Below are 25,875 nucleotides of genomic sequence, written 5' to 3'. Positions count from 1 at the left end.
TTCCCTCTAACTCGATTTTATAATTTTTTTAAAAAAACGCAAAGCAATATTTTTCCGCACTCGTTAGAAATGACAGATTTCTTGTATATTTTATTGAGTCCTGAACACAAATACCTTTAAACTATCAATACCAACAGTATAAATATACAAGAAAGTGATATAAATAATCAACAGGTAAATAAAGCAAAAATAAGGTATAGTATGGGTACAATCGTCTTACACCAAGGGAAAAGGAGCCAATCACATTGAAAAGGATCATCAAAAGAGAAGAATTGAACAGCAAGCATCTGGGTGAAACAAAAGAAATTTTGGTTTATCTTCCCGACGACGAAGAGAAAAACGGAGAATATCCTCTGCTCGTATTGCATGACGGGCCGGATTACTTTAATCTTGGCCGGATAGTAACCCAGGCCACCCGCATGATGGAGCAGAAAAAAATCATACCGTTCATGATGGCGGCCGTACCCGTGCAAAAGGAAAAACGCACGTCGGAATACTCACCCATCGGCCAGCGTCAGCCGCTTCACATGAACATGATCGTCGAAGAACTTCTCCCTTTGATTCGCACAAAGTATCCCGCCAGCCGGAAAAAAGAGGATCTCGTGATCGGCGGTTCCTCCCTCGGCGGAACAGTCTCCCTGCATATCGCCTTGACTTATCCCGAGGTATGTGACCAAGTGCTCTCCCAATCCGGCGCGTTCATGGAAGCGACGACTGAGCAAATCCTGCGTCAGCCTTCGCTCTCCCGCCTTAAACTGTATCAATCGGTCGGAACATCGGAAACGGCCGTTCCCACGCATCTGGGCACGTTCGATCTCGTTGCGCGCAATCGCGAAATTTATCGCAGCCTGAAGGAAAAAAACGCGCAAGTTCACTACATTGAAGATGAGGGAGACCACACCTGGGGCTTCTGGCAACGGGACCTGCCCCGTGCCCTGCAAACTTTCTTTGGCACAGAGTGATCTACATAAAAATCATCCGCAGAGGCTTCGGCCCCCTGCGGATGGTTGCTAATCCAAAAACTCCTTTTTTCCGTCCGCTGTTTCCACGTCACTGCCTGAAGCGGCAAAACATCCAAGCTCATCCTCCGACCCCGGATCTTTGCCAAACAACTCCTGGTAACGCTGGCGAAAACTTTCCGGAAAATAACTGGACAAAAAGATGACACCCTTAACCATTGAAAGAGCCAAATCTTTGTTTTGCGGCTGAAACGCGGCGTTCTTCCGAAATGAATCAACATCCGTGCCAAATCGGAAAGCGTGATGTTCAACTTCTCTCAGCAGTTTTTTTATGTATTGAATCAAATGGCGAACAAGCACTCCAGCTCCGGGAAGATCATTTTGCGCCCGAGTGTTGAAATATTTCTCTGCCAACCGATCCTCGTCTTCCTTTTTGAATTCTTCGAGGAATTCCCTGGATAACGAGTGTCGCAAGAAGGGTCCCCAGGTTTGCAAACTGTACCGGGTCGGTTTGAACAGCAGGACATACACGAGATCGAACCACGCGCGTTCTTGCGGATTAAAAGGCGCATCCGTTTTGTTCGGGGCATGGTGCAATGCCGTTTTAAGGTAACGTCTGCAAAAATCCTCATATTCGCGGGTAAACATCAATTTTTCGTGCCAGATTTCATCGACTTCCCGGCTGAACATCGGAACACTTTTCAGGAGCGCGGCCATGATCAAATAACGTTTCCATTCAAACCAGCGGTTTTCCCATTCAGTCAGACTGATTTGGTGTTCGCGAATGACGCGTTCCTTAACCCGTTCCACATAGCGTTCGGAAAGCGATTGTTCCAAGTGGCGCAACAATGCCCGGAAGTTTCCCCGAAACTCTTCGCCATGATCCTGCATGCCAAGATCGGGCAAAACGTATAAAAGCCGGTGTTTCTTTCTCTTGGCCAACCGATAGAGAACATTGACCACGATGCTCATTCCAATGAAAAACACCAGCAACAAACCAGCGATGATTTCCATTCCCCGCCATCTCTCCTCTCTCTACCATTGTAATCAATCGATGAAGAGAAATGCACCCTTGCCGCTCATCAGCCAAAGAAATGACACCTTCTCACCGGCAGAAAAACAGGGATGAAAGCTGGACACAATCGGGAGGGGCGCGGCATCCCCCGCCGCTATTTCACAGAAAAAACTCCCTCAGAATTGGGAGGGAGTTCAAGGGCCGTCATTCTGCAATTAGTCACAATACCGGTCATAAGCAGCCGTCAGGTTGGCAGCGATCTCTTCCAGCGGCACATTCTCGATTTCATGACGGTGAATCATATGCACCAACTTGCCGTCTTTTAAAAGAGCAAAAGACGGGGAAGAAGGCGGTTGACCTTCAAAATACTCGCGTGCCCGGGCGGTTGCTTCCCGGTCTTGCCCGGCAAAAACGGTATATAAATGATCCGGCACTTTATCGTGTTTCAGCGAAAAGGCAGCTGCGGGGCGGGCCAGGCCGGCTGCGCATCCGCAAACGGAGTTGACCACCACCAGGGCCGTTCCTTTTGCGCCTTCGCCGGTCAAGGCTGCATCCACCTCTTCGGGTGTGCGCAATTCCTTAAATCCGACGTTGGTCAACTCATCACGCATATGTTGAACCATAGCTTGCATTTGTTGGACATAAAAGTTCATGGACACTGTCATCCCTCCTTCGCATCTATTTTATCCCATTTTCAAAGCAAGAGTCTACCAATCATGCTTGAGGCCTTTGTCACGTCATTTGCTGCTTGTACATCTTTGTCCCAAAAAAGTCCCCGCTGGCCGTGGACATTTGATTTGCCTGCACAGCTGGTTCCACCTTTTTCAGCAAGGGAATGTTTTTGGAACAATGAATATAAGCTTCGTCAATTTTCACCAAAACCCAAGCCTCCACCTGTTTTTCCACTGTCTGCTGCAGATGAAGCGCAATCGGTCTCGGAATGCATCGCGTCAGTGCTTCATCTTCAATGATTCCCGCTGTCCCGTTGATATGCAGACCGATTCTGTGGGTAAAAAAATCGATAAACAACATTCCGATATGCGGATTTTCCAACATGTTCCCAAGGCTTGCCAATACACCATTTCCACGATACTCCGGGTATATCACGTTTTTTTTATTTATTATATGTATAAACCCTGGTTTACCGGCACGAAAGGACATATCGCAATTCCCCTGGCGGTCGCTTGTGGCAAGAAACATCATTTCCTGTTTCAGGAGAAAATCCTGCATGGCAGGCGACAGGTGATCAAGCATCTGATTTTCATAAAATGTGTTGGCCCGTTTTTCGGTGCCAAACCTCTTTTGGAGCCAGTGCTCGCCTTGTGAAGACATGGATTTAACACACCTCTATACTTTATAGGGTTTTTTCTTAACCAAAGTATAAGAAAAATAATCAAATTCAGCAAACAATAATCAGAAATGTTTTACATGTTTCTGGTTCTCATTTGAAAAACAAATTCGTTAAGGTTTTTTTGTGAAAACGGGTGCACCCCTTCATTCCCAGCGTTTCAAATGGTCGATCAGAGGTACACCCGCGCTTCTATCGTGTTCGCCAGCTGTATATTCCTTATCGGTTATCCACCCGCTCCGGGTAGAGGTCGTGCTTGGCCAAGCGCTCCTGCGCAATTTTCTCCCATTTTGTCCCTGGTTTTCCATAATTGACATAAGGATCAATGCTGATCCCGCCGCGCGGGAGAAATTTTCCCCAGACTTCGATATATTTGGGATCCAATTTTTTAATCAAGTCTTTCATGATGACAACCACACAGTTTTCATGAAAGTCCCCGTGATTGCGGAAGCTGAAGAGATAAAGCTTGAGCGACTTGCTCTCCACCAGCTTTTGATCCGGAACATAACTGATATAGATTGTAGCAAAATCGGGCTGGTTGGTAATCGGACAAAGGCTGGTAAATTCCGGGCAATTAAACTTGACAAAGTAGTCGAGGTCCGGATGACGGTTATCAAACGCTTCGAGCAAACCGGGATTATATTCAAATTCATAGTCCGTCTTGCTGCCAAGCAAATGCAGATTCAAGTCTTCCTTCTTTTGCTCGTTCATGTTCTTTCCTCCACACATGATTATAAACGCTCAAAACGCGCATAGGCTTCATTCGTTTCCTGCACTTCGACCCATTTGACCAGCGGCTGGTTTTTCTTTTGCCGGCAAAGGCCATCGATGATCGAGAAAAAGACTTCAGCCACTTTTTCCGTAGTGGGGGCAGCCCCTCCTTGCTCGGGATCGAATTCGGGAAACTGGTTAAGCAGATAATGGTCATATTTTTTTTCCAATGCATGCTTTACCTGACGGAAATCAATCAACATATGCTGCTCGTCCAGTTCCTGCCCCTCCACGCAAAAAGTCACTTTGTAGTTATGACCGTGAATCCGTTCGCACTTGCCCGCACCCGGGACGCTATGGGCACAGGAAATCCAGAAATGCTTGACGAGTGTATACTTGCCGCGCATCGTTCATCACCTGAATTGTGAGGGAATTTTTTTATAGGGGATCGGATCAGTTGCGTTGTTTTCCGCAAAACCCTTGAGCCTGAGCAGGCAGCTGTCGCATTCCCCGCAGGCTTCTTCCCCGCCGAGGTAGCAGGAAGTGGTCAGTTCATACGGTACGCCGAGTTCCAAGCCGCGCCTGATGATTTCCGCTTTGGACCAATGAATGAGCGGTGTCTCAATGCTCAATTTTCCCTCCGATGTAACCCCCATTTTGGTCGCAAGATTAATCGTCTCCGTCATCGCAGCGATAAACTCGGGCCGACAGTCCGGATAACCGCTGTAATCAACCGCAGTCACTCCTGTATAAATCTTTTCCGCCCCGATCACTTCGGCATAAGCGGTCGCCAGTGACAAGAAAATCAAATTTCGCGCCGGCACATAGGTGTCGGGAATCCCATCCTGCACTCCGCCTGTTTGCACCTCGATCGCCTCGTCGGTCAGGGCACTGCCGCCAATATCCCCCAAAAAGGAAACGTTCACGATTTTATGCCGTTGTTCCACTCCATAGAAAGCCGCCACTTTTTTGGCATGCTCCACTTCTTTGTCATGCCGCTGCTGGTAATAAAAAGTGATGGGATACAATTCATAGCCTGCCTCTTTGGCAATCCCCATGCACGTGGTACTGTCCAAACCGCCGCTCAATACGACAACCGCTCGATTGCTCATGCGTTTTCTCCCCCTTAAACGCCCCGCGCATCGGGGTCCCAAATGATTTTGTGAATCTGCAAATTGAGTTTGACCTTAGTCAATCGCTGTTCGAGGATCAGATCCACCAGACGGTCCGGTTTCATCGTTTCCCAGACCGGGCTGAACAGCGGGACGCCCTTCTTCATTTTTTCCTTTACCACGGACGCCGCCAGGCAAAAATCTTCCTCATCAGCGATCACAAACTTCACCTCATCCGTGTCACGCAAAAAGGCAAAATTCTCTTCAATCATCTTGTCGTTTTCTCCGCTGGCCGGCAGTTTGTAATCCAAAATAAACCGGACCTTTTGCCCGATTTTTCCGTTGTTTTTGCGCCATTCATCAAAAGGCCCGAGGTGGATGGCGCCGTTGGTTTCCACATGCACGTCATCCACCTCTTCGATTCCGGCAAGGGCCGCCATCAAAAGAAGGGACTTATTCCCGTGCATCAGCGGCTCACCCCCGGTCAGGCAGATGTGCCGATTGCCGTATTCCCTCACCTGCCCGACAATTTCTGATACCGTGGCAAAGTACTCCGGTTTGGCGGGGGCATAACTGTAGGGTGTATCACACCACGTACAGCGCAGATTGCAATTGTACACCCGTACGAACGTGGTCGGATACCCCGCTTTCGTCCCTTCTCCTTCCACTGTTTGAAATACTTCGACCATCGGAAGTTTCGGATCTTCCGTCAATCGTTCTTTCTGCAAAAGAACGCACCTCTTCTCTATCTGAAAAGCGTTTCGCTCAGGATCCGGACTAAACCCATGCTATCAAAAGCAGGCGCGGACAGACAATACCGCACATCCAAAAATCATAGCGAAATTCGCCTTGTTTCACAAGATCGGTCTTAAAAAAGGGAAAATCAGGGATTCAAAAGAGCGGAGAGCAACCCGGCCATCGTTTCGGAAAAGCCGGGCAGATATCGTGGAATTCAAAGGTAAGGGTTGCCTGCAATCAGCGGCTCAAAACGGCTTTACCGCATCGACGATCAGGGAAACACTTTTCAGCTCACCCGACTGATTGCGGTGATCAAAGCGGCGGGAGCGGTAGATAAAACCATCGAGGGGATCCCAGTCCACATAATGAAAATGACCGTTTTCATCGCAGTATTCAAGCAGCTTCACCAAAAAACCGGCTTCCTCAAACATCCGGGTGAACGATTGATAATTATAGACGATTTTATGCGAAGCAGCCGGGTTATCCGCATTTCCCGCTCTCCCCGCTTTGACGAGTTGCTGATATTCTTTGTTTTGAAAATACCCGTCCGGCACGGCACAGCGAATCCATCCTCCCGGCAATAAAAAACGGCGGCAAATACGGGCAGCCCTCACTCCTTCTTCAAAAGTCAGATGCTCCCACACATGTTCCGCCAAAATGGCCGTAATCGATTCTTCAGCAAATCGCGCTTCCCAATCTTCCGGTTTCAGCAAATTCAATTCATGTTCATTAGTGTGAATCCAGCCCGGGTTGTTGATCGTTTTTCCCGCCCCTACAACGACGCGGATTTCGTCAATTGATTCACCCATTGTGAAAACCCCCAATAAGTTCTGTTTATCTGTCTGCCATCAGGCGTGTGGATTGGTGGAATCATCAAAATGCCGGATCGGCCATGTCGCGCTCAAGCGTCTTTTTTCATTATAATCCTGATTCTGCTTGAATTTTTATGTTATTTTTGCGAAACCTGCGCCTGGAACGGTGCGGGAAAGACAAATATTTCCCCGGTCATAAGCGGGTTCACATCCGCATACAGATAAAAAACCGACTTTTCAGCTGTTGATTCCTTATTTTTGAGCGCCGGGCCGGAGAATCAAAGCGCAAACCAACCTGCCAGGTTCCGGGACAGGAAAATCGAGCGGCTAATTCCCCTTTTCCTTGTCGAAAATGAAAAAGGAGGAGGGAAATGATGAGTAAGAAGCTGACGGATGATTCCTATATGCGCATCTTTGATGCCGAAGAATGCGCCATCATTGAATTTGCCCTGCTTGATACTTACAAGCGATTAAAAAACTATGAGGACGAATGGCACCAGCAACAACTGAAAAAAATGAGAAGGCTGTTAATCCAGAAGTTTGAAATTCTCCCGGACGAATAACAAAAAAGCAGTCACCTCCGTGTGCGGGCAATGCCGTTGCAGTTCTTCCTGACGATACAGACCGGGTGCAGGCTTGCCCGCGTTTCTCCATATTAATCCCGTCCTTCCCCTGTCTCCAGCGCTTCGATCTCCAATCTGTCCAACACCGGCTTCCAACGCTCCGGAATCCGGTCGGCAATCAAAAAATCAACCTGGTCCAGCGAACACACTTTGTAAAACAAGGGCTTCCCGAATTTTGTATGATCAGCGAGCACGATCACCTGTTCAGCGCGATGGATCATTTCCCGCACAACCTGCCCGTCCTCTTCGCTTTTAAAAAAAATGCCTTCATCGGTAATTCCGCCCGCGCCCATTAAAAATTTGTTCACTTTATATTCCTGCAACTTTCGGGTCGTCTCCGATCCGTACAAATAGCGGTCCCGCGCATGGAGTATCCCGCCCAAGACGTGAATCTTCACTCCCGGTTTCGCGGACAGGATATCGGCGATGTCGATCGAATTGGTGACCGCCACAATGTTTTGCGCCGTTATTGCCTGGGCGGCATATTGAACCGTCGTGGAAGTATCCAGCAGAATCGTGTCATAATCCTGAATCCACTTCGCCGCTTCCCTCCCGATTCGCTCTTTGCTCTCCCCTTTCAGATCCAGCCGTTCCTTATAACTTTCAATTTCCTGGTTCAAGGTAGGGAGAACCGCGCCACCCCGGGTTCGGATGATCAGTTTTTGCTCGCTCAATTTGACCAGATCCCTTCTCGCCGTGTCGCGGGAGACGTTAAATTGCTCGCAAATGTCCTGTACGCGGATCCGTCCGTGTTCTCTCAAATATTGTAATATCCCCAGCATTCGTTCCTCCTGGTACATGATTCGCCTCCGTTTAAGCATTTTTAAGCAAAGTTAAGCATTTATCACCAATAAAAACAATAAACACTTACTATTGCTTAATTTTAACGTTGCTTTTTGCGATCCGGCAAGGTAGATTGAGGATAGGAGAGAGGGAAAATCAACCACCGGTATCCCCTTGATCCTGCCACTCCCGGTTGCCAGCGTAACCTGCCGAAAGGGCGTGATGGCAATGGGAAAAGTCCCGGGACCAACATCCCCGGGACTCTCATCACTCTTCATAAATCATTTTGCGCGTCATTCCGCCGTCGACCACCAGCTGAATCCCCGTCACAAAATCATTTTCGGGATCACTCAGGTAGAAACAGGCTTTTACAATGTCTTCCGGTTTCCCCACCCGTCCTGCCGGGTGCTGTTCATGATCAACCGCCCGCAACGCTCCGTAATCACCCGTTTCAACCCAGCCCGGGGCAATCGCATTCACCCTGATCCCGTCCGGGCCCAATGAAATGGCAAGTGCATGGGTCAACCCGACGATCCCCGCTTTGGATGCGGCATAAGCCTCTGTGTTGGGTTCAGACATGAGTGCGCGGGTTGAAGCGAGGTTGATGATCACGCCGCTCTTTTGCGTTCGCATCACTTTTGCCGCTTCGCGCGAGCATAAAAAGACGCTGCGCAAATTGGTGTCAATCACGTCATCCCACTCTTCGGCCGTCAGGTCATAAGGCGATTTCCAACGTGATACCCCCGCATTGTTGATCAAAATATGCACCGTTCCGAAGGCATCAACGGCTTTTTGCACCAATCGGACAATCTCCTCTTCTTTGCGCACATCAGCGGGCACCGCAATCACTTCTCCATTCAACGATTGCAGGCGGCTTGCTGCTTTGAGCAACAGATCCCGGTTCAGATCAGCCATGACCACCTTAGCCCCTGCACGCGCATAACCCTCGGCAACAGCCCTGCCGATTCCCTGGGCTGCCCCGGTGACAATCACCACTTGACCGCTGAATTTCCCCATCGGTCCTTCCTCCTTTTCACAAGAAAAATCCCCACACCTCGGCGGGGAATCATCCTTCATTGCTCTACTTTTTGCAAGATCGATTGATAAACGCCGGTCCCGTGCCCATGAATATGATGGATTTCATCGCGGGCCAAACGGGCCACCAACGCTTTCTCTTCCTGCGTCATCTCGCTCTTTAAATCGCGCAGTTTCCGCTGCAATTCACTGATCAGGCGCAATTCCCGTTGCCTCTCTTCCGGGGTCGCCGCAAGCTCATCAGACTGCCCCTGACGCAACCGGACTGCTTCTTCTTCCAGTCTTGTGGAAAGAAAATTCATCTCTTCCGGGGAAAAAAGCATCAACTTTTCCTCCTTGTTCCTGAGGCTTGCATCCATAGTATCAGCCAATGTCTTTTTTCCCATTCTCTCTTCCGGCCTACGAGCGGATCATTTTGCCCATTTGCACCGCCGCCTCTTTCATCCGCGGGACAAACTGAATCATCTTGTCGATATTCATGCGGGAAACCGGACCGGATACGGCCAAAGCAGCCACCAAATCGCCCCGCTTGGAAAAAACAGGGACGGAAACGGCAGCGGTTCCTGCTTCCCGTTCTTCCACACTGATGGCAAACCCTTCTTCCCTGATTTTCTGCAATTGTTCAAGGTACTGTTCACGCTCGAGATTTTCCGGCCAGTCGGGGGAAGAGAGTAATTTGGATACCGCTTCTTCCCCGGCATATGCCATGAGGACTTTGCTGGAAGCACCAACGGCAAGCGGCATCCGCGCCCCAACCGGAGCCACGCGCCGGATCGCCTGCCTGCTTTCCACCGCCTGAATCCGCACGCGCTCCCCTCCGTCGCGAATATATAAACTGACCGTTTCATCCAGTTCATCACGCAACCGCTCCATCTCCGGCAAGAAGAGCACAGCCGGGTCATCGGACTGATCAAGATTGGCCGACAGCTCCCAGACGCGAAAACCGAGGCGGTACTTCTCCGACTGAGGATCGCGTTTTACAAATCCCTTTGCCTCCAATGTAGCCAAAAGGCGAAAGACCGTGCTTTTATTCAGTCCCGTCTTCTCGGCGATCTCCATCATTCCGAGTTGGGATGCATCTGCAAAGCACAACAATATATCCAAAGCCCGCTCGGCTGCCCGCACTGTTGCTTTTTTCGCTTCACTCAAGGTTTAGCCCCTCCGCGTTTCATTCTATGAAACTTATTTCGTTTTTCAAACATTATACTCTTCCAGGCTAAAAGATGAAATAAAAATATCGTGCAAACATGGTTCACCCCAAGCGCTGCATCACAAACGTCCGAAATTTCAAGACCGGAAGCGGCATGAATCCGCCTTCCCGCCAGGCCATCCCGATCATCCTGCGGCAACGGGGTTCACTCACTTCCAGACAAACAGTTTTTTCCTGATTCAGTCCGGAAACCTCCGGGATCAAAGCGATGCCCAGTCCCGCCGCGACCAATCCGGCCACGGTTGTCACCTCTTCCCCCTCAAAAGCGACTTGCGGGCGAAAACCGGCTTCCCGGCACAGGTTTTCGGTGATTGAGCGCAATCCGTATCCATGTTTCATGCAGATGAACGGGTCGTTTGCCACCTCATCCAAACGAACGGTTCCTCGCCCGGCCAAACGATGGTGTCGCGGAACCAGAAGAACCAGTTTCTCCTCAAGCAAATCCACCCAGCCGAAACCGGGACGCCGCACCGGGGGGGGAGGTAAAACACAAATCGATTTCCCCCGCCTCCAGCTGTGTCAAAATATGCTGGGCTGAATTCTGGTAAAGCTGAAAGCGAACGAAGGGATTGGCCTCTCGAAATTCCCGCAGCAAGGACGGAATAAGCTGCGCACCCAGCGTATGCAAAAAAGCGAGTGAGACCAGTCCCCTCTCCGGATTAAGAAGATCGTCGATTTTCTTTTTTCCTTTTTCAATCTCAGCCAGCGCCCGCTCCACATGCTGAAGAAACAGATGCCCATAGCGGTTCAGGCGCACTGATCTTCCCTCCCGTTTAAAAAAGGGAACGCCGATTTCCTCTTCCAGCGCAGCGATGGAACGACTGAGCGCGGGCTGGGAGATCGCAAGCTGCTCGGCGGCGCGTGTGAAATGTTCCAGACGGGCGACGACCCTGAAATATTCGAGCTGTTGCCATTCCATCCCGATCCCTCTTTCTGTTCATTTAATAACAGAAAAACATCGATTTAATGCAAAAATGAAATTTTACGACCAGCAAAGGATAGCGCTACGATAAGAGAAAGAGGGGAGATGCCCCCTTTTTTTATATTTCAAGCCGGGCCTTGGTATGCCCACCCTCTCCGGTTTTGCTCCCGTTTCCACCTTCAGGTTGCACCAAAAAGAAAGATGAATGTTTTCCATCCTTGAAGGAGGCATAAACATTGAACAAAATTGTTCCGGGATCCCCCGCCTTTGCCAAAGCGCTGACTTGCCTTTTCGCCGGGGGATTCGTAAGTTTTTCCATCCTTTACAGCACCCAGCCTCTTTTACCCCTTTTCTCACATGAATTTCACGTAAAGCCCGTAACCGCAAGTCTATCCGTATCACTGTCAACGGGGATGCTCGCCGTCTTCATGCTCTTGGCGGCTTCTCTCTCCGATAGCTGGGGCAGAAAAAAAATGATGAACCTGTCGCTTCTTTGTTCTTCGGTTCTCGCTTTGCTGCTTCCTTTTCTGCCCAATTTCACTCTCCTGCTCATCTTCCGGGCGCTGACCGGAGCAGCACTGGCCGGTCTACCCTCGATCGCCATGACCTATATTAATGAAGAGTTTCATCCCCAAAGCCTGGGGCGGGTGATGGGCATTTACATCGCCGGCACTTCCATTGGCGGAATGAGCGGGCGTATCGCCGTCGGCATTTTGTCCGATCTGTTTTCATGGCAAACGGCTCTTACCTGCATGGGTCTCTTCAACCTGTTGCTCAGCTGTTGGTTTTGGAAACACCTGCCGGAGTCCGCTCATTTCCATCCAAAACGGCTGAAGCTCCGCAGCTTGTTTTTTTCCCTGGTCAATTGCTTGAAAAATCCGGGTTTGCTCTTATTATACGGAATCAGTTTTGCCCTGATGGGCAGTTTTGTCTCCCTGTACAATTATATCGGTTACGATCTAATGGCCTCGCCTTATCACTTGAGTTCTTTTGCCGTCAGCCTGATCTTCATCGTCTATTTGACCGGAACATTCAGTTCAGCCTGGATGGGCCGTCTTGCCGACAAATGGGGGCAGGCGAAAGTTTTGGGCTTTGGAATCTTCCTGATGCTGATCAGCGACGGACTCAGTCTCTATCCCCATCTCATCAGCAAAATAATCGCGGTCGCAATTTTTACTTTCGGCTTTTTCGGCAGTCATTCCGTGGCCAGCGGCGGGGTGGGAAAACTTGCTGCCGCCAGCAAAGCACAAGCATCTTCCCTTTATCTCTTTTTCTATTACACCGGTTCCAGTCTGGCGGGTTCAGCGGGAGGCTGGTTCTGGAGCCGGTTTGGTTGGTTCGGGGTGACCGAAATGATCGGCTGCCTGTTGCTTGTCTCACTCGGTTTGGTATTTCTCCTTTTCCTCCTGAGAGAGAAGCCGAAGCCCGGCCGAAGTTTTTATAAGAGTCATTAACCTTGTCATGATCTAAACCGCTGCTCACCACACATATAGTAAGACAGGGGATGTCCGTCGGGGAAAACCGCTTATATTGTTGCAGGCCGCACAAGATTCCCGGCTTTCGTCTCCGGGTTGCGCCAAAGAAGCGAATGGTTTTTTCCGGATGTTGGAGTGACAGCCCCCGCTCCTGGTTGATCAAAGCCTGCTTTTTTCCATTGTTTTCTCATTTTTTTTAAGTGGAAGCCTATACAATATTTCAAAACCATTGTATAATGGTATCGAATTTAGAACCTTGTTTCACCAGACGAAACCAACCCGCAAAGGAGGTTGCCCGCATGGCAAAGGATTTGTTCAACGTCCGCTCCAAACTGACCGTTGAAAATCAGGAATATGTGTACTACCGTTTAAGCGGATTGGAAGAACAAGGAGTCGGCTCTGTCTCCAAATTGCCATTCTCCATTAAAGTGCTGCTGGAAGCAGCCGTACGCCAATTTGATGGAAAATCCGTAACAAAAGAACATATCGAACAATTGGCCACCTGGGCAGAAAAGCGTTCCGACAAAGAAATCGCCTTCAAACCCGCGCGGATCGTGCTGCAGGATTTCACCGGGGTACCGGCCGTTGTGGACCTTGCTGCACTGCGCTCAGCCATGGCGCGCGTCGGCGGTGATCCCAAACGCATCAACCCGCTCATTCCCGTTGATCTGGTCATCGACCACTCCGTGATGGTCGATAAAGCCGGAACTAGCGATGCTTTGGAGTACAACATGGACCTGGAGTTCAAACGCAACGAAGAGCGTTACCGACTCTTGCGCTGGGCTGCCGAATCCCTGGATAACTTCCGCGCTGTTCCTCCGGCAACCGGCATCGTCCACCAGGTAAACTTGGAATATTTGGCCAATGTGGCCGTGACCCGGGAAGTGGACGGCGAAAAAGTGGTATTCCCGGATTCGCTTGTCGGTACCGACTCCCACACCACCATGATCAACGGGCTCGGCGTTGTCGGCTGGGGCGTTGGCGGCATTGAAGCCGAAGCATGCATGCTCGGGCAACCGCTCTACTTCATCACCCCAGAAGTGATCGGCTTTAAACTGACCGGAAAACTGGCTGAAGGAGCCACTGCAACCGACCTCGCCCTCACCGTCACCGAAATGCTGCGCAAAAAAGGCGTTGTCGGCAAGTTCGTCGAGTTCTACGGTTCCGGTCTGTCCAATCTGAGCCTGGCCGACCGTGCGACGGTTGCCAATATGGCTCCGGAATACGGTGCCACGATCGGTTTCTTCCCGGTTGACGAAGAATCGCTCAACTACCTGCGCAACACCGGGCGCGATGAAAGCCTCGTGCAGCTCGTAAAAGAATACTACACGGCACAAGGCCTCTTCCGTACGGATGAAACACCTGATCCGGTATACACCGATACGATCGAACTCGACCTGTCGACCGTCGTTCCAAGCTTGTCCGGACCAAAACGCCCGCAAGACCGCATTGAGCTGAGCAAAATGAAAGAATCCTGGAATGAAACCTTGCGCAAACCGATTGATGAGCGCGGATTCGGCCTGTCCGACCAGGAAATCAGCAAATCGGTCAGCGTTACCCGTCCCGACGGAACCACTTATGAACTGAAACAAGGCTCGGTTGTGATTGCAGCCATCACCAGCTGTACCAACACATCCAACCCGTCCGTGATGGTCGGCGCCGGTTTGGTGGCGAAGAAAGCGGTCGAAAAAGGCCTGAGCGTACCTGCTTACGTGAAAAGCAGCTTAACCCCCGGTTCCAAAGTCGTAACCGACTATTTGACCAAGGCGAACCTGATTGAACCGCTGGCAAAACTCGGCTTCACCGTGGCCGGTTACGGTTGCGCCACTTGTATCGGAAACAGCGGCCCTCTCTCTGATGATGTGAGCAGAGCGATTGAGGAAAACGACCTGACCGTCGCCTCTGTCCTCTCCGGTAACCGTAACTTTGAAGGGCGCATCCATCCGCTGGTGAAAGCAAACTACCTGGCTTCCCCGCCGCTGGTTGTCGCTTATGCCCTCGCCGGAACAGTCAACATCGATTTTGAAAAAGAGCCGATCGGCCACGATCCGAGCGGACAGCCGGTTTATTTAAAAGATATCTGGCCGTCTTCGCAGGAGATCAGCGATGTGATGGCCAGCGCCATCAGCGCGGAACAATTCCGCAAACAGTATGCCAAAGTGTTTGATGCCAACGAACGCTGGAACCAACTGCCCACACCAAAAGGCGTTCTGTATGAGTGGGATGAAAAATCGACCTATATCCAGGAACCGCCTTTCTTTGTCGGCCTGTCACCGGAAGTGGAAGAGATTAAACCGATTTCCGGCGCACACATCCTGGCTCTCCTCGGTGATTCCGTGACCACCGACCACATCTCGCCGGCAGGAAGCATCGCCACCAACAGCCCGGCCGGACGCTACCTGCAAGAAAACGGCGTCAGCGTAAAAGACTTCAACTCCTACGGTTCACGGCGCGGAAACGACCGTGTTATGACCCGCGGCACCTTTGCCAACATCCGCATCCGCAACCAGGTGGTACCGGGATCGGAAGGCGGCGTGACGGAACACGTTCCGAGCGGTCAAGTGATGTCCATCTACGATGCGGCGATGAAATACAAAGAGGAAAACACCCCGCTCGTCGTCATCGCCGGCAAGGAATACGGCACCGGCAGCTCCCGTGACTGGGCCGCAAAAGGAACCAACCTGCTCGGGGTCAAAGCCGTGATCGCCGAAAGCTTTGAGCGCATCCATCGCAGCAACCTCGTGGGCATGGGCGTGCTCCCGCTGCAATTCAAAGATGGCCAAAGCTGGAAATCGCTCGGCCTGACCGGAAAAGAAACCATTGATATCATCGGTTTGAACGATCAAATCGCTCCGGGTCAAACCCTGAAAGTGAAAGCGACCAAACCGGACGGAAGCACGGTTGAATTCGATGTCGACGTGCGCCTGGACAGCGTGGTCGATGTGGAATATTACCGCAACGGCGGTATTTTGCAAACGGTCTTGCGCCAAATCCTCAACGGTTAAAGCGGGTAAGAATCCCGGTCAGGAATGATCTCTTCGATGACCCGGGCGCATGGGAAGAACGGCTCACCGTTCCTGGTATCCCGGTTAAGCCTTCCGTTTCCATCCCCGGGCATGCCCGTTTTGAATTTCTAAATCCGTTTGGCAATCGCATTGAATTGATCCAAATGTTATGATGAAAGCAGTGCCACCCACTCGGCACTGCTTTTTGATTATCTCGAAAAAGGTGATGCCCTGTGAATTTTTCATCCTGGCTGGCCTATCCGCTATCCCAGCTTCCCTTCATCCTGGTCACGCTCCTGATCGCTTTTACCGTCCATGAATTCGCTCATGCCTATACCGCTTACCGCTTTGGAGACCCGACAGCCAAAAATGAAGGAAGGCTCACATTAAATCCGGCGGCCCATCTTGATCCGCTCGGGGCGCTGTTGGTGATCATAGCCGGATTTGGCTGGGCAAAACCCGTGCCGGTCAATCGTTTTTATCTGCGCAATCGCAAACTGGTCGGTCCGCTCATTACCATCGCCGGCCCCTTGAGCAACCTTCTCCTGGCCTTTCTGTCCCTGTTCATCTGGGACCTGTTGCAGCAGTTTTCCTGGTATGCCAGCCTTACTCCGAACATGATCGGCATCATGACCACCTTTTTTTCCATCATGGTCCATTTCAATATCCTTCTTTTCTTCTTCAACATTCTGCCGTTTCCACCCCTGGACGGGTATCGCTTCATCGAAGATCTGGTTTCCAATGAAACGCGGGCGAAAATGCATCAATATGAATCGTACGGCTGGCTCCTGTTCATCATTCTGGCGGTCACTCCACTCGGAAACTTTGTCTTGGCCCCTTACTTCTCTTTTTTCATCCCCGGTACAATTAATGCCATGAGCGATTGGCTGCATTTTCTGTTTTAAAGAGAAGAATCCTCTGCTCCCGGCAAGCGCTTTTCCAATTCAATCTCATCATGCAGCGGAATGCCCTCATTTCCGACCAGCGGAATGGAGGGTTTTTGTTTGCGCGCCTCGTCAACCGCTCCCGGGTAAAGAGCAACCATCCGGTACCCCCGTTTTTAATAAAAACGCAAAGCATTCAGATTGTCGTTGGTTGTGATCAGACAGATGCGCTTCCCGCCCTGCTCTCTCACCTTTTGCTCAACCGCCCGGAGCAGGCTGCCGCCCACCCCGCAGTTTGGGATCAGCGCATTGAGGCTCAGGATCTCCGCCGCATCGGCCCGAATCGCAAACGTGACGGCTCCCACCGGCTTCCCTCGCTGAATCGCGATCAGGGCGGACAACTCATGCAGATGAAAAACGTTCCCTTTGGAAACCATCTTTGCTCCGCCCCATTCCTTCTGCCACAAGCGCCGCAACCACTCCTGCTCTTCACCCGATTCGGGGGCGCGGATGATAGTTTTCGTCATGCTGTTGACTCCCCTTTTCATCAGGTATGTTGCTTTCCATAATCTGAGGTTTGCGACGCTACCGGAAATGGCGCAGGTTGGCAAATGCCTGCATCGCCTGGTACCAGGCAGCCACGGTTCCTTCCGGCACACTGGCTGCGAGGTATTTCTTTTTGCCGATCCGGCGGCATGCCCCTGCCTCCATCAAGATCAAGTCATCAGCCGCCTCCGCCAGCTCCATGTCCTTTTCCGTGGCGATCATGGTAATCCGGCCTTGCGGATTGGATCGCAACTCCCGCCACAAAAGTTTTTTGCCCAATTCATCCAATCCCTCGGTCGGTTCATCCAAAATCCAGATGGAGGGATCGACCAGCAAACTGTGAGCCAATAAAAAGCGTTTAAAAGCTCCTCCGGACAGCTCACTGACAAACGAGCGGCGAAAACCGGCCAACCCCCATTTGGCCACGATTTCAGCACTCTTTCTTCGCGGATTCATCACGCGCTTCAACTGCGCTTCATACAAAAACGCTTTTTCAACGGTCATGTCCGTCTCCCATCTGCAGTGAACGGGAACATAACTGATTTTTCCCTTCAGCTCCGTCAAAAAGGATGAGCCGGCCGTCGCATTTCCCTTCGACCAAACGTACGATTTTTGCTCACCCCATTGATAAATAATCCGTCCGTCATCCGGGACAGAAACCATGGCGGTTAAACGCAACAGCGTGGTTTTGCCCGCGCCTTTCGGGCCCAATATAACGGTAACTCCGGCCCGGATCGAAGCGGAAAAATCGAGCAATCCCAGGCAGGGCGAACGGAAGGATCGTCTTGACGCATCGTAAGAATCAAATGTTTTTCTCAAATGGAACCAATCTATACGCAACGGTAACGTCACCCTTTCCGGCCGAATTGCAAGTCTGTCCAAATCAAGTGTTCTGTGAAAGGCATGGTTTTCGGGTTGCGCCCCCCTGACCCAGCGTTTCTGCTGATCAGTCAGCAGGCCGCCATCCCCCCTCCTGATTTTTCAAAAAATTTTTCTTCCGGCGCTGTGTCAGACAAATGTTTTTATGTAAGAAAAGATCTTGATTTTCATGGGGTTATTAAAAAGCCTGAGTGAGAGGATCAAACATCCATCTGTCCAAATACGTGATAAATTCTGACCTTTATATTCTTTATTAATTCTAGTATAACTTACAATAAAATCCAAGTGGACGATTTAAAGGAGAATCTTTTTTCAATTGGGTGACATTCTGTTTTGGCAAAGGAATGGATTGACCCCATCCTCCTTCTGTGATAGGTTGAAAGTGTAGAATTCCATATGCGAGAAACGGGAGCTTGGAGTGAGCCAGGCTGAGAGGGCGGAGAACTCTGCCGCCGACCGGTGAACCTGATCTGGGTAATGCCAGCGTAGGAATGGATGAATAGGGATCATTGCATCTCCTTTTCGCAAATTTTCTCCATTTTCCAGTCATACGCGCTTGGTGTATGGCTATTTTATTTCTCTTCCCTCATTTATCCTCTCCCGTTTTCTCCTTGTGGACCCTATCCACAAAACAGGAGGAAAGCAAATTGAACCGCTACTTTTATCCCAACAGCAAGAAAGTGTATGTCGAAGGATCACGTCCCGATCTCCGCGTTCCGATGCGGGAAATTTCACTGTCCCCGACTAAGGACTGGCGCGGGGAAACCCCGAATGATCCGGTTCGCGTCTATGACACGAGCGGCCTCTATACCGACCCGCAAGCGAAGATCGACCTGCGCAAGGGCTTGCCCAAACTGCGGCAAAAATGGATTCTGGAGCGGGGCGATGTAGAGGAATATGAAGGCCGGCAGGTACAACCGGTCGACAACGGATACCGGTCGGAAGAAAAAGTCCGGCAGCTCGACACATTCCCGCATCCCAATGTTCGGCCGTTGCGCGCCAAAGCCGGTAAAACGGTGACGCAGATGCATTACGCCAAAAAAGGAATCATCACGCCGGAAATGGAATTCGTCGCCATCCGTGAAAACCTGGATCCCGAATTCGTCCGGCAGGAGGTGGCCAGCGGACGCGCCATCATCCCGGCCAACATCAACCATCCGGAAGCCGAACCGATGATCATCGGCAAAAATTTTCATGTCAAAATCAATGCCAATATTGGTAACTCCGCCGTTTCTTCCTCCATTGAAGAAGAGGTGGAAAAAATGACTTGGGCGACGTTGTGGGGCGCCGATACCATTATGGATCTGTCCACGGGGAAAAACATCCACAATACCCGGGAATGGATTATCCGCAACTCACCCGTGCCGGTGGGAACCGTGCCGATTTATCAGGCGCTGGAAAAAGTGAACGGCGTTCTGGAAGATCTGACATGGGAAGTGTACCGCGATACCCTGATTGAACAGGCGGAGCAGGGAGTCGATTACTTCACCATTCATGCCGGTGTGCTGCTGCGATATGTTCCGCTGACCGCAAACCGCGTGACCGGAATCGTCTCCCGCGGTGGTTCGATCATGGCTGCCTGGTGTCTGGCACACCATGAAGAAAACTTCCTGTACACCCATTTCCGGGAGATTTGCGAAATCCTGAGAACCTATGATATTTCCGTCTCGCTCGGCGACGGATTGCGCCCCGGGTCGATCGCCGATGCCAATGACGAGGCACAGATGGCGGAGCTTCACACACTGGGAGAGTTAACGAAAATTGCATGGGAATATGACGTGCAGGTAATGATCGAAGGACCAGGCCATGTACCGCTCCATAAAATCAAAGAAAATATCGATATCGAACAAAAAATCTGCCATGAAGCTCCTTTCTATACATTAGGTCCATTGACCACCGACATCGCTCCCGGTTATGACCATATCACCTCGGCCATCGGTGCAGCGCTGATCGGGTGGCACGGAACCGCGATGCTCTGTTATGTCACTCCGAAAGAGCACCTGGGCCTGCCGAACAAAGAAGATGTAAAAGAAGGGGTGATCGCCTATAAGATCGCCGCACACGCTGCCGATCTGGCAAAAGGTCATCCCGGCGCGCAAATTCGCGATGACGCCTTGTCCAAAGCGCGTTTTGAGTTCCGGTGGGTCGACCAGTTCAATCTATCGCTCGATCCGGAACGGGCCAGAGCGTTCCATGACGAAACCCTGCCGGCCGAACCTGCGAAAACGGCTCACTTCTGTTCCATGTGCGGGCCCAAATTCTGCAGCATGCGCATCACGCAGGATATTCGCGAATACGCGGAGAAAAACGGATTGGCGCTGGCAGAAGCTGCAGAAGCAGGAATGAAGGAAAAGGCGGCCGAATTCAAACAATCCGGTTCATCGATCTACAAATAAGCGATCAGCGGAATGGGAAACGGGCCATTGCGTGATACATGGGCTGTTTTCCCAATTTCGTTTCATACAGGATCAATTCCCGGACGATCCAAGTCTGCGTCAGTCTCTCCGGCCATGCCGCCTGTAACAGTTCCGGGGCCGGAAAATCATGCATTTGGCATTTTCGCGCCAATGTCACATGCGGGCGGTATGGGCGCTCTTCGCGGGGAAAGCCAAGCGGAGCCAGTCTGTTTCCGATCTTTTGTTCAAGCGATGTCAAAGCCGGCAAATCCCCGCTGACCCCGGCCCACAAAATTCGCGGTGAGGCAGGGCGGCCAAACGTTCCCAGTCCCGCAAGCGTCAGGGAAAAGGGGGAAGCAACCGCTGCCAGTCCGCGCAGTTCCTCCGTTATTTCCCTGATTTGCCGCGGAGTGCAATTGCCCAAAAATTTCAGGGTGATATGATAGTCTTCCTGATTCACCCATTTGCCGAAAGCCCAAGTTTCGCTCTGTTTTTCACACCAGTCTGCCAGCATCCGTTTCAGTCCGGCAGGCAGGGAAACGGCAATGAACAATCGCGGTTCAGGCTGACGTTGCAAATCGCTCACTTCCTTTGTTTTCAAGATTTAAAAAGGGGACCCTCATCTGTTACAGGGTCCCCTTCCTTTATGCGCATAAATCATTCTCCCGCTTTATGTAACTTATTGACCCAGCGCTTTTTTGGCGGCAAGAACAGGTGCTTCGTAGTCAGGATGGTTGGTTGCTTCTTTTACGTATTCAACATAAACCACCTTGTCATTTTGGTCGACAACGAAAACAGCCCGGGTCAACAAGCGCAATTCTTTGATTGCCACCCCGTAGGCCGTGCCGAACGAAAGATCACGATGGTCGGAGAGCGTTTGCACATTTTCCACTCCGGCTGCACCGCACCAGCGTTTTTGTGCAAATGGAAGGTCAACGCTGACCGTAAGAACTTTCACTCCGTCCAATTTGGCGGCTTCTTCGTTAAAACGGCGGGTTTGCAGATCACAGACGCCTGTGTCCAGGGAAGGAACCACGCTGATGATGCGAACCTGCCCTTTGCTGTCCTCCAGGGTGACCGGAGAAAGATCATTCGCCAATACGGTGAAGTTCGGTGCTTGATCGCCCACTTTGAGCTCCGGGCCGATGAGGGTAACCGGGTTGCCTTTAAATGTCACGGCTCCATGACGTTCTACTGCCATCACAACCAGCCTCCTATTTCATGAATTCTTCTCTATCTTACCATGAGTTCCCTTTGAAGGGAAACAAGCCATTCCGATGAATTCTCCCCGGACGACGCCTGTCCGTTCACTTTTTTCCCGAAGCGGACACCGTTTCTCACTGGAGTGCTCATACATACACGATCAACCGCAAATGCTTGGTCAGCAATGTCTCAAGGATTAAATTCCATATGATTCCGAAGAGATTCACCTTCATTGACAAGAGCGATCTTTCGCATCGCTTCCCTTATTCACAAGATTGAAATAACCGCTTTCCTTCTTTATTATGAAAAGAGGATTTGGATCATTTCATAAAATATTTATTTTAAATTATATTACTCGATCCAAACATCCTCCCCTTACTTCATCAAATTTTAAATGGAGGCCATTCATGAATACGCTCGGTGAACTTTTGCGCAGTCGAACTTATTTGACTCCTAATCTTGAAGCAGTCGTCTCTGCCGGAAAACGAATCACTTATAAAGAATATGCTTCCCTCGTCAACCGCCTGGCGAATTTCCTGTTGCAGCGCAATGTGGGAAAAGGAGACAGAATCGCTTTTCTCTTGTCCAATGATTATCCTTTTCCCCTCATTTTCCTGGCTGCGGCAAAAATCGGTGCGATTGCCGTCCCGATCAACTGGCGGTTAAAGCCGGCCGAGATCGGATGGATTTTGCAGGACTCCGGGGCAAAATTGCTGTTTTTTGATCATGCGTTTCAGCAGGCAATCGCAGAGATCGGCAACCTGCCGGAACTGGAAGAAGCGATCCGCATATACCGGGATGAAAACCATGACTCCTTTGCCGACTTGCTTTCTTACTATCCCGACACGGAGCCAAACCTCCCGGTTGAGGAATATGACCCGGCCATAATCATCTATACCTCCGGGACGACCGGAAAACCAAAAGGCGTCGTCTGCTCGCACAAAAATATTTATGCCGCCGGACTTGCCAATATCAATACGCTGGATTTGCGATTGGCCGACCGTTTTCTGTTTGTCACGCCTCTGTTTCATATCAGCGGAATGATGTTTATTATCAATGCGATCATTCGCGGCATGACATTAATTCTGGCTCCCCAATTTAATCCGGTTCAGCTCTGGGATCTGGTCGAAGCCGAAAAAATCACCGGCATGATGTCCGTCCCGTCCATGCTGACTTATATGCTGGAAACAGCCAAAAGCTGCAACCGCGACACCACCTCGCTCAGGAGCATCGTCTGCGGCGGATCACTGGTGCCGCCCCATCTGATCAAGGGTATGTACGAATTGGGCTATTCCATCAATCAGGTTTACGGGGCAACGGAATTTACGGGTGCGATTACATACTGGATGCCCAACATGGGATTGGATAAATGCCATTCAGTGGGAAAAGGACTTTATTTAACGGAAATCAAGATTCTCGATCCTGTTACTGGCGAAGAACTGCCGCCGGGAGAGTACGGTGAAGTGGTTGTCCGCGGGGAACAGGTATTTCTCGGCTATTGGAAGAACAACGAGGAATCGCAAAAAGTGATTCATGGCGGCTGGTATTACACAAAAGATGTCGGCAAATTAGACGAAGACGGATTTTTGTATATCATCGATCGCCTGCGTGATATGATCATCTGCAGCGGTGAAAAAGTTTTTCCGGCCGAAGTGGAAAGCATCCTCATGCAGTTGGAGGAAATCAGCGATGTGGCCGTTGTCGGTGTGAAGCATCCGGTCTGGGGAGAATTGCCGCGCGCCTATGTTGTGTTAAAGGAAGGGGCCTTAATCACGGCGGATAAGATCCTCGCCCATGCGCGCAAACACCTGGCCGATTACAAGTTATATGACGTGGAGTTTATTGACGAGCTGCCGAAAAACAGCATGGGCAAAACATTGAAATACCTCTTGCGAAAATATGCCAATCAGGAATAAACAAACAGCCTGTGAGAAGCTGACTCACAGGCTGTCTTCTACCCCTCTCCGCCGCAGACAACCCCCGGACAGGAAGGATAAAATCGTGTGCATCGCCGTTTTTACCGAAACTCCGGCCACATCGCGAAACGGATCGAGGCAGACAAGATCAAGTGCTTTTACCTGTTCTTCCTTTCCCAACCGATGCACCGCTTCGAACATCTCCCATGAGAACATTCCGCCCGGGGAAGGGCCCGGAGATCCCGGCAGAAAGGAAAGATCCAGCACGTCGATATCCACGGTCACATAGATCAGATCAACCTTTTCCTTCAACCGGGAAACCGCCTCTTCCATAATTGCTGAAAGACCCCGGCTGCGCACTTCGCGCATGGTAAAAAAGACAATCCCCTGCTCATCGACATATCGCCGGTAAACCGCTGCGTTGGCAAAACCGTGAATGCCGATCTGCACAATGTTTTCCCCCTGAATCGTACCTGACTCGATCAATCCGCGAATCGGCGTGCCATTACTCGGCCCCCCGCTCTCCAGGCTCCGCACATCAAAATGGGTGTCAAACTGCAACAGCCCGATCTTTTTTCCCGAATGAAACTGCGCAAAAGATTTCACGGACGGGCAGGTAATCGAGTGATCCCCGCCCATGATCACCGGCAGAAAATCAGGAAAACGGGCAGTCGCCTCATAGACATCTTTCATCCCTTGTTCAATGTGGCGGTGGCACAGCGAAATATCCGTCACATGCATGCGAATGTCGCCAAGATCCCGCACCTTAAGCGGAAACAGGTCTACATCGTGATCCACATCGTAGGTGGAAAAACTGCGCCAGCTCTGTCTGACGGCCATCGGCGCTTCACTGGCGGCAGAAGCGCTGATCGAGGAACGCGAAAGCGGAACCCCGATAAACCCTACATCCATTTCCTCTTTGCCATCCCACGGCAAAATCCAACCGCTCACCTTGGGATCAAAGGGATCGCTTCCACCCGTTTGATGGATGAACGGCGGCGGATTCAGATGGGCAGATCGCATCGTCTCCCTCCCTGCACAACCAATTCCCCTTTTTTAAAGACCGAATCAGTCAAATTCACTCCGTAGTGATAAGAAAGATGGGCGTAGTTCGGAGCATCCAGGATCAAAATATCCGCTTGTTTGCCCGGCTCAAGACTGCCGATCTCTCCCGCTTTGCCGATGGCGTGGGCGCTGTTGATCGTCGCAGCGGCAATCACTTCGGCCGGCGTCATCTTCATGTTTAAACAAGCCAGATTCATGATGACCGGCAGCGAAACCGTCGGTGATGAACCGGGATTAAAATCGGTGGAAAGCGCAACCGGCACACCCGCTTCCAGCATGTCGCGGGCCCGGGCACAGGGAGCCATCAGGAAAAAAGCGGTGCCCGGCAGCAGAACGGCGACGACCCCCGCTTCCGCCATGGCGCGAATCCCGCGATCGGAAACCTTCAGCAGATGGTCTGCGGAAATCGCTCCGATCCGCGCGGCCAATTCAGCGCCACCCATCGGTTCCAGCTCATCGGCATGCAATTTCGGCACCAATCCCCACCTTTTGGCCTCCGTTAAAATGCGTTCCGTTTGCTCAAGCGAAAAAACACCCTTCTCACAAAAAACATCACAAAACTCCGCCAAACCTTCCCCGGCAACACGGGGGATCATTTCCCCGATCACCAGGCGCACATATTCTTCGGGATCATGCTTATATTCCTCCGGAATCGCGTGGGCTCCCATAAAAGTGGAAACAACATCGACCGGATGTTCCTCATGAACCCGCCTGGCCACGCGCAATTGTTTCAACTCATCCTGCAGCGTCAGCCCGTAGCCGCTTTTTGCTTCAACCGTGGTGACACCGTGGAGCAAAAAGCGATCCAACCGCTTCAGTGTCTGTTCCGTCAGTTCCTCTTCCGTCGCGCTTCTCGTCATGGCCGTGGTGGCCAGAATGCCGCCTCCTGCTTGCAAAATTTCCAAATAGGTGCGGCCGTTTAACCTCATCTCCAGCTCATATTCCCTCGTTCCGGCAAAGACCAGATGCGTGTGGGGGTCGATCAATCCCGGCATCACCACTTTGCCGGCGGCATTCAGCACCCGGACCCCGTCAAGCCCGCCCCAGCGCAATCGGACCTCCCGCTCCATCTCTTCCCTGCTGCCAACCGCGAAAATCCGCTCATTTTCAATGGCCAGACTGCCCTGCTCTATGATGCCCAATTCGGACATCTGCTTGCCGCGCTTCGGCCGGTCGCTGGCCCCCTTCAAGGTGAGGAGCTGGCTCGCGCCGTGAATCAGCCATCGGTTCATCGTTCC

General features: G+C 51.1%; 26 protein-coding genes and 1 pseudogene. 7 read left to right on the top strand and 20 right to left on the bottom strand.

The features are described 5' to 3' along the window. Positions 1–245: 245 nt before the first annotated feature. Positions 246–962 (top strand): alpha/beta hydrolase, encoded by a 717-nt coding sequence (locus tag JG50_RS0105795; protein ID WP_220184974.1) that lies wholly within the window; start codon positions 246–248, stop codon positions 960–962. 48 nt (positions 963–1,010) lie between these two features. Here the strand turns inward: JG50_RS0105795 and JG50_RS18695 are convergent, their stop codons facing one another. The 8 genes from JG50_RS18695 to JG50_RS0105755 all read right to left on the bottom strand — a co-directional run bounded on the left by JG50_RS18695 (position 1,011) and on the right by JG50_RS0105755 (position 6,692). Then, on the bottom strand, positions 1,011–1,973 hold the full coding sequence (locus tag JG50_RS18695) for a glycine-rich domain-containing protein (RefSeq protein ID WP_052154039.1): 963 nt from the start codon (positions 1,971–1,973) through the stop codon (positions 1,011–1,013). 216 nt (positions 1,974–2,189) lie between these two features. Further along, positions 2,190–2,627, bottom strand: a complete 438-nt coding sequence (locus tag JG50_RS0105785; RefSeq protein WP_033100186.1) for a BrxA/BrxB family bacilliredoxin — start codon at positions 2,625–2,627, stop codon at positions 2,190–2,192. 79 nt (positions 2,628–2,706) lie between these two features. Continuing rightward, positions 2,707–3,306 (bottom strand): pyridoxamine 5'-phosphate oxidase family protein, encoded by a 600-nt coding sequence (locus tag JG50_RS0105780; RefSeq protein ID WP_033100141.1) that lies wholly within the window; start codon positions 3,304–3,306, stop codon positions 2,707–2,709. Between the two features lie 235 nt (positions 3,307–3,541). Then, a complete protein-coding gene (gene queF, locus JG50_RS0105775; protein ID WP_033100140.1) occupies positions 3,542–4,033 on the bottom strand; it encodes a preQ(1) synthase in 492 nt (163 codons plus the stop codon). A 20-nt stretch (positions 4,034–4,053) separates the two neighbouring features. After that, complete coding sequence (locus JG50_RS0105770; RefSeq protein ID WP_033100139.1) at positions 4,054–4,440, bottom strand: 6-pyruvoyl trahydropterin synthase family protein; 387 nt, start codon at positions 4,438–4,440, stop codon at positions 4,054–4,056. A 6-nt stretch (positions 4,441–4,446) separates the two neighbouring features. Beyond that, positions 4,447–5,145, bottom strand: a complete 699-nt coding sequence (gene queC / locus JG50_RS0105765) for a 7-cyano-7-deazaguanine synthase QueC (RefSeq protein ID WP_033100138.1) — start codon at positions 5,143–5,145, stop codon at positions 4,447–4,449. A 14-nt stretch (positions 5,146–5,159) separates the two neighbouring features. Further along, positions 5,160–5,873, bottom strand: a complete 714-nt coding sequence (locus JG50_RS0105760; RefSeq protein ID WP_033100137.1) for a 7-carboxy-7-deazaguanine synthase QueE — start codon at positions 5,871–5,873, stop codon at positions 5,160–5,162. A 255-nt stretch (positions 5,874–6,128) separates the two neighbouring features. Further along, positions 6,129–6,692 (bottom strand): class I SAM-dependent methyltransferase, encoded by a 564-nt coding sequence (locus JG50_RS0105755; protein WP_033100136.1) that lies wholly within the window; start codon positions 6,690–6,692, stop codon positions 6,129–6,131. Between the two features lie 377 nt (positions 6,693–7,069). Here JG50_RS0105755 and JG50_RS0105750 point away from each other — a divergent pair, with 377 nt between their 5' ends. After that, on the top strand, positions 7,070–7,258 hold the full coding sequence (locus JG50_RS0105750; protein WP_152568493.1) for a hypothetical protein: 189 nt from the start codon (positions 7,070–7,072) through the stop codon (positions 7,256–7,258). 92 nt (positions 7,259–7,350) lie between these two features. Here the strand turns inward: JG50_RS0105750 and JG50_RS0105745 are convergent, their stop codons facing one another. The 5 genes and pseudogenes from JG50_RS0105745 to JG50_RS18125 all read right to left on the bottom strand — a co-directional run bounded on the left by JG50_RS0105745 (position 7,351) and on the right by JG50_RS18125 (position 11,265). Then, complete coding sequence (locus JG50_RS0105745; protein ID WP_232330915.1) at positions 7,351–8,100, bottom strand: DeoR/GlpR family DNA-binding transcription regulator; 750 nt, start codon at positions 8,098–8,100, stop codon at positions 7,351–7,353. A 268-nt stretch (positions 8,101–8,368) separates the two neighbouring features. Continuing rightward, positions 8,369–9,118 carry an SDR family NAD(P)-dependent oxidoreductase gene (locus JG50_RS0105740; RefSeq protein WP_033100133.1) on the bottom strand — a complete coding sequence of 250 codons (750 nt, stop codon included), beginning with the start codon at positions 9,116–9,118 and terminating at the stop codon, positions 8,369–8,371. Between the two features lie 56 nt (positions 9,119–9,174). Further along, positions 9,175–9,459: a hypothetical protein gene (locus JG50_RS0105735; RefSeq protein WP_152568492.1), complete on the bottom strand. Its 285-nt coding sequence runs from the start codon at positions 9,457–9,459 to the stop codon at positions 9,175–9,177. A gap of 76 nt (positions 9,460–9,535) precedes the next feature. Beyond that, positions 9,536–10,285 carry an IclR family transcriptional regulator gene (locus tag JG50_RS0105730; protein ID WP_033100131.1) on the bottom strand — a complete coding sequence of 250 codons (750 nt, stop codon included), beginning with the start codon at positions 10,283–10,285 and terminating at the stop codon, positions 9,536–9,538. Positions 10,286–10,388: 103 nt separating this feature from the next. Further along, positions 10,389–11,265: pseudogene (locus JG50_RS18125) on the bottom strand (LysR substrate-binding domain-containing protein). 239 nt (positions 11,266–11,504) lie between these two features. Between JG50_RS18125 and JG50_RS0105720 the strand changes: the two are divergent. From JG50_RS0105720 to JG50_RS0105710, 3 genes are all read left to right on the top strand, one after another. Then, the gene (locus tag JG50_RS0105720; RefSeq protein WP_033100130.1) at positions 11,505–12,722 is read left to right on the top strand and encodes an MFS transporter; all 1,218 of its coding nucleotides are present in this window, start codon (positions 11,505–11,507) and stop codon (positions 12,720–12,722) included. 320 nt (positions 12,723–13,042) lie between these two features. Next, positions 13,043–15,748, top strand: coding sequence for an aconitate hydratase AcnA (acnA, locus tag JG50_RS0105715; protein ID WP_033100129.1), 2,706 nt, complete (start codon positions 13,043–13,045; stop codon positions 15,746–15,748). A 233-nt stretch (positions 15,749–15,981) separates the two neighbouring features. Continuing rightward, positions 15,982–16,653 carry a site-2 protease family protein gene (locus tag JG50_RS0105710; protein ID WP_033100128.1) on the top strand — a complete coding sequence of 224 codons (672 nt, stop codon included), beginning with the start codon at positions 15,982–15,984 and terminating at the stop codon, positions 16,651–16,653. On the opposite strand, the gene JG50_RS20630 is transcribed toward JG50_RS0105710, so the two are convergent. From JG50_RS20630 to JG50_RS18690, 3 genes are read right to left on the bottom strand one after another with little or no spacing between them, the layout of a single operon-like run. Next, entirely contained in the window at positions 16,650–16,793 is a 144-nt protein-coding gene (locus JG50_RS20630; protein ID WP_235281620.1) for a hypothetical protein, read from the bottom strand. The genes JG50_RS0105710 and JG50_RS20630 overlap by 4 nt on opposite strands. A 15-nt stretch (positions 16,794–16,808) precedes the next feature. After that, positions 16,809–17,159 (bottom strand): GNAT family N-acetyltransferase, encoded by a 351-nt coding sequence (locus JG50_RS18120; protein ID WP_235281619.1) that lies wholly within the window; start codon positions 17,157–17,159, stop codon positions 16,809–16,811. Positions 17,160–17,217: 58 nt separating this feature from the next. After that, the gene (locus JG50_RS18690) at positions 17,218–18,018 is read right to left on the bottom strand and encodes an ATP-binding cassette domain-containing protein (RefSeq protein WP_160173819.1); all 801 of its coding nucleotides are present in this window, start codon (positions 18,016–18,018) and stop codon (positions 17,218–17,220) included. Between the two features lie 602 nt (positions 18,019–18,620). On the opposite strand from JG50_RS18690, the gene thiC reads away from it, so the two are divergent. Continuing rightward, positions 18,621–20,453: a phosphomethylpyrimidine synthase ThiC gene (gene thiC, locus JG50_RS0105695; protein ID WP_081943736.1), complete on the top strand. Its 1,833-nt coding sequence runs from the start codon at positions 18,621–18,623 to the stop codon at positions 20,451–20,453. A 4-nt stretch (positions 20,454–20,457) separates the two neighbouring features. On the opposite strand, the gene thpR is transcribed toward thiC, so the two are convergent. Both thpR and tpx read right to left on the bottom strand, forming a co-directional pair. After that, entirely contained in the window at positions 20,458–21,030 is a 573-nt protein-coding gene (gene thpR, locus JG50_RS0105690; protein WP_152568491.1) for an RNA 2',3'-cyclic phosphodiesterase, read from the bottom strand. A 102-nt stretch (positions 21,031–21,132) separates the two neighbouring features. Beyond that, positions 21,133–21,654: a thiol peroxidase gene (gene tpx, locus JG50_RS0105685; RefSeq protein WP_033100126.1), complete on the bottom strand. Its 522-nt coding sequence runs from the start codon at positions 21,652–21,654 to the stop codon at positions 21,133–21,135. A gap of 409 nt (positions 21,655–22,063) precedes the next feature. Between tpx and JG50_RS0105680 the strand changes: the two genes are divergently transcribed. Next, positions 22,064–23,572, top strand: a complete 1,509-nt coding sequence (locus JG50_RS0105680) for a class I adenylate-forming enzyme family protein (RefSeq protein WP_033100125.1) — start codon at positions 22,064–22,066, stop codon at positions 23,570–23,572. Between the two features lie 24 nt (positions 23,573–23,596). Here JG50_RS0105680 and JG50_RS0105675 read toward each other — a convergent pair whose 3' ends face one another. Together JG50_RS0105675 and hutI are read right to left on the bottom strand one after the other, a co-directional pair. Beyond that, positions 23,597–24,595, bottom strand: coding sequence for an agmatinase family protein (locus tag JG50_RS0105675; RefSeq protein WP_052154036.1), 999 nt, complete (start codon positions 24,593–24,595; stop codon positions 23,597–23,599). Then, the gene (gene hutI, locus JG50_RS0105670) at positions 24,577–25,869 is read right to left on the bottom strand and encodes an imidazolonepropionase (protein WP_033100124.1); all 1,293 of its coding nucleotides are present in this window, start codon (positions 25,867–25,869) and stop codon (positions 24,577–24,579) included. Before hutI ends, JG50_RS0105675 begins: the two co-directional genes overlap by 19 nt. Between the last annotated feature and the right edge of the window lie 6 nt (positions 25,870–25,875).

Source organism: Thermoactinomyces daqus, assembly GCF_000763315.1.
Taxonomy (GTDB): domain Bacteria; phylum Bacillota; class Bacilli; order Thermoactinomycetales; family Thermoactinomycetaceae; genus Thermoactinomyces_A; species Thermoactinomyces_A daqus.
The sequence above is the reverse complement of the archived record's forward strand: the minus strand, read 5'-3'. Positions and strand labels throughout refer to the sequence as shown.

Excerpts from the sequence above, each read along its gene's own strand:
- JG50_RS0105680 (WP_033100125.1), top strand. The coding sequence starts at position 22,064 with ATGAATACGCTCGGTGAACTTTTGCGCAGTCGAACTTATTTGACTCCT.
- JG50_RS18695 (WP_052154039.1), bottom strand. The coding sequence starts at position 1,973 with ATGGAAATCATCGCTGGTTTGTTGCTGGTGTTTTTCATTGGAATGAGC.
- JG50_RS0105780 (WP_033100141.1), bottom strand. The coding sequence starts at position 3,306 with ATGTCTTCACAAGGCGAGCACTGGCTCCAAAAGAGGTTTGGCACCGAA.
- JG50_RS20630 (WP_235281620.1), bottom strand. The coding sequence starts at position 16,793 with ATGGTTGCTCTTTACCCGGGAGCGGTTGACGAGGCGCGCAAACAAAAA.
- JG50_RS0105740 (WP_033100133.1), bottom strand. The coding sequence starts at position 9,118 with ATGGGGAAATTCAGCGGTCAAGTGGTGATTGTCACCGGGGCAGCCCAG.
- queF (WP_033100140.1), bottom strand. The coding sequence starts at position 4,033 with ATGAACGAGCAAAAGAAGGAAGACTTGAATCTGCATTTGCTTGGCAGC.
- tpx (WP_033100126.1), bottom strand. The coding sequence starts at position 21,654 with ATGGCAGTAGAACGTCATGGAGCCGTGACATTTAAAGGCAACCCGGTT.
- JG50_RS0105770 (WP_033100139.1), bottom strand. The coding sequence starts at position 4,440 with ATGCGCGGCAAGTATACACTCGTCAAGCATTTCTGGATTTCCTGTGCC.
- hutI (WP_033100124.1), bottom strand. The coding sequence starts at position 25,869 with ATGAACCGATGGCTGATTCACGGCGCGAGCCAGCTCCTCACCTTGAAG.
- thiC (WP_081943736.1), top strand. The coding sequence starts at position 18,621 with ATGGCTATTTTATTTCTCTTCCCTCATTTATCCTCTCCCGTTTTCTCC.
- JG50_RS0105755 (WP_033100136.1), bottom strand. The coding sequence starts at position 6,692 with ATGGGTGAATCAATTGACGAAATCCGCGTCGTTGTAGGGGCGGGAAAA.
- JG50_RS0105785 (WP_033100186.1), bottom strand. The coding sequence starts at position 2,627 with ATGAACTTTTATGTCCAACAAATGCAAGCTATGGTTCAACATATGCGT.
- acnA (WP_033100129.1), top strand. The coding sequence starts at position 13,043 with ATGGCAAAGGATTTGTTCAACGTCCGCTCCAAACTGACCGTTGAAAAT.
- JG50_RS0105735 (WP_152568492.1), bottom strand. The coding sequence starts at position 9,459 with ATGCTTTTTTCCCCGGAAGAGATGAATTTTCTTTCCACAAGACTGGAA.
- queC (WP_033100138.1), bottom strand. The coding sequence starts at position 5,145 with ATGAGCAATCGAGCGGTTGTCGTATTGAGCGGCGGTTTGGACAGTACC.
- JG50_RS0105675 (WP_052154036.1), bottom strand. The coding sequence starts at position 24,595 with ATGCGATCTGCCCATCTGAATCCGCCGCCGTTCATCCATCAAACGGGT.
- JG50_RS0105750 (WP_152568493.1), top strand. The coding sequence starts at position 7,070 with ATGAGTAAGAAGCTGACGGATGATTCCTATATGCGCATCTTTGATGCC.
- JG50_RS0105745 (WP_232330915.1), bottom strand. The coding sequence starts at position 8,100 with ATGCTGGGGATATTACAATATTTGAGAGAACACGGACGGATCCGCGTA.
- JG50_RS18120 (WP_235281619.1), bottom strand. The coding sequence starts at position 17,159 with ATGACGAAAACTATCATCCGCGCCCCCGAATCGGGTGAAGAGCAGGAG.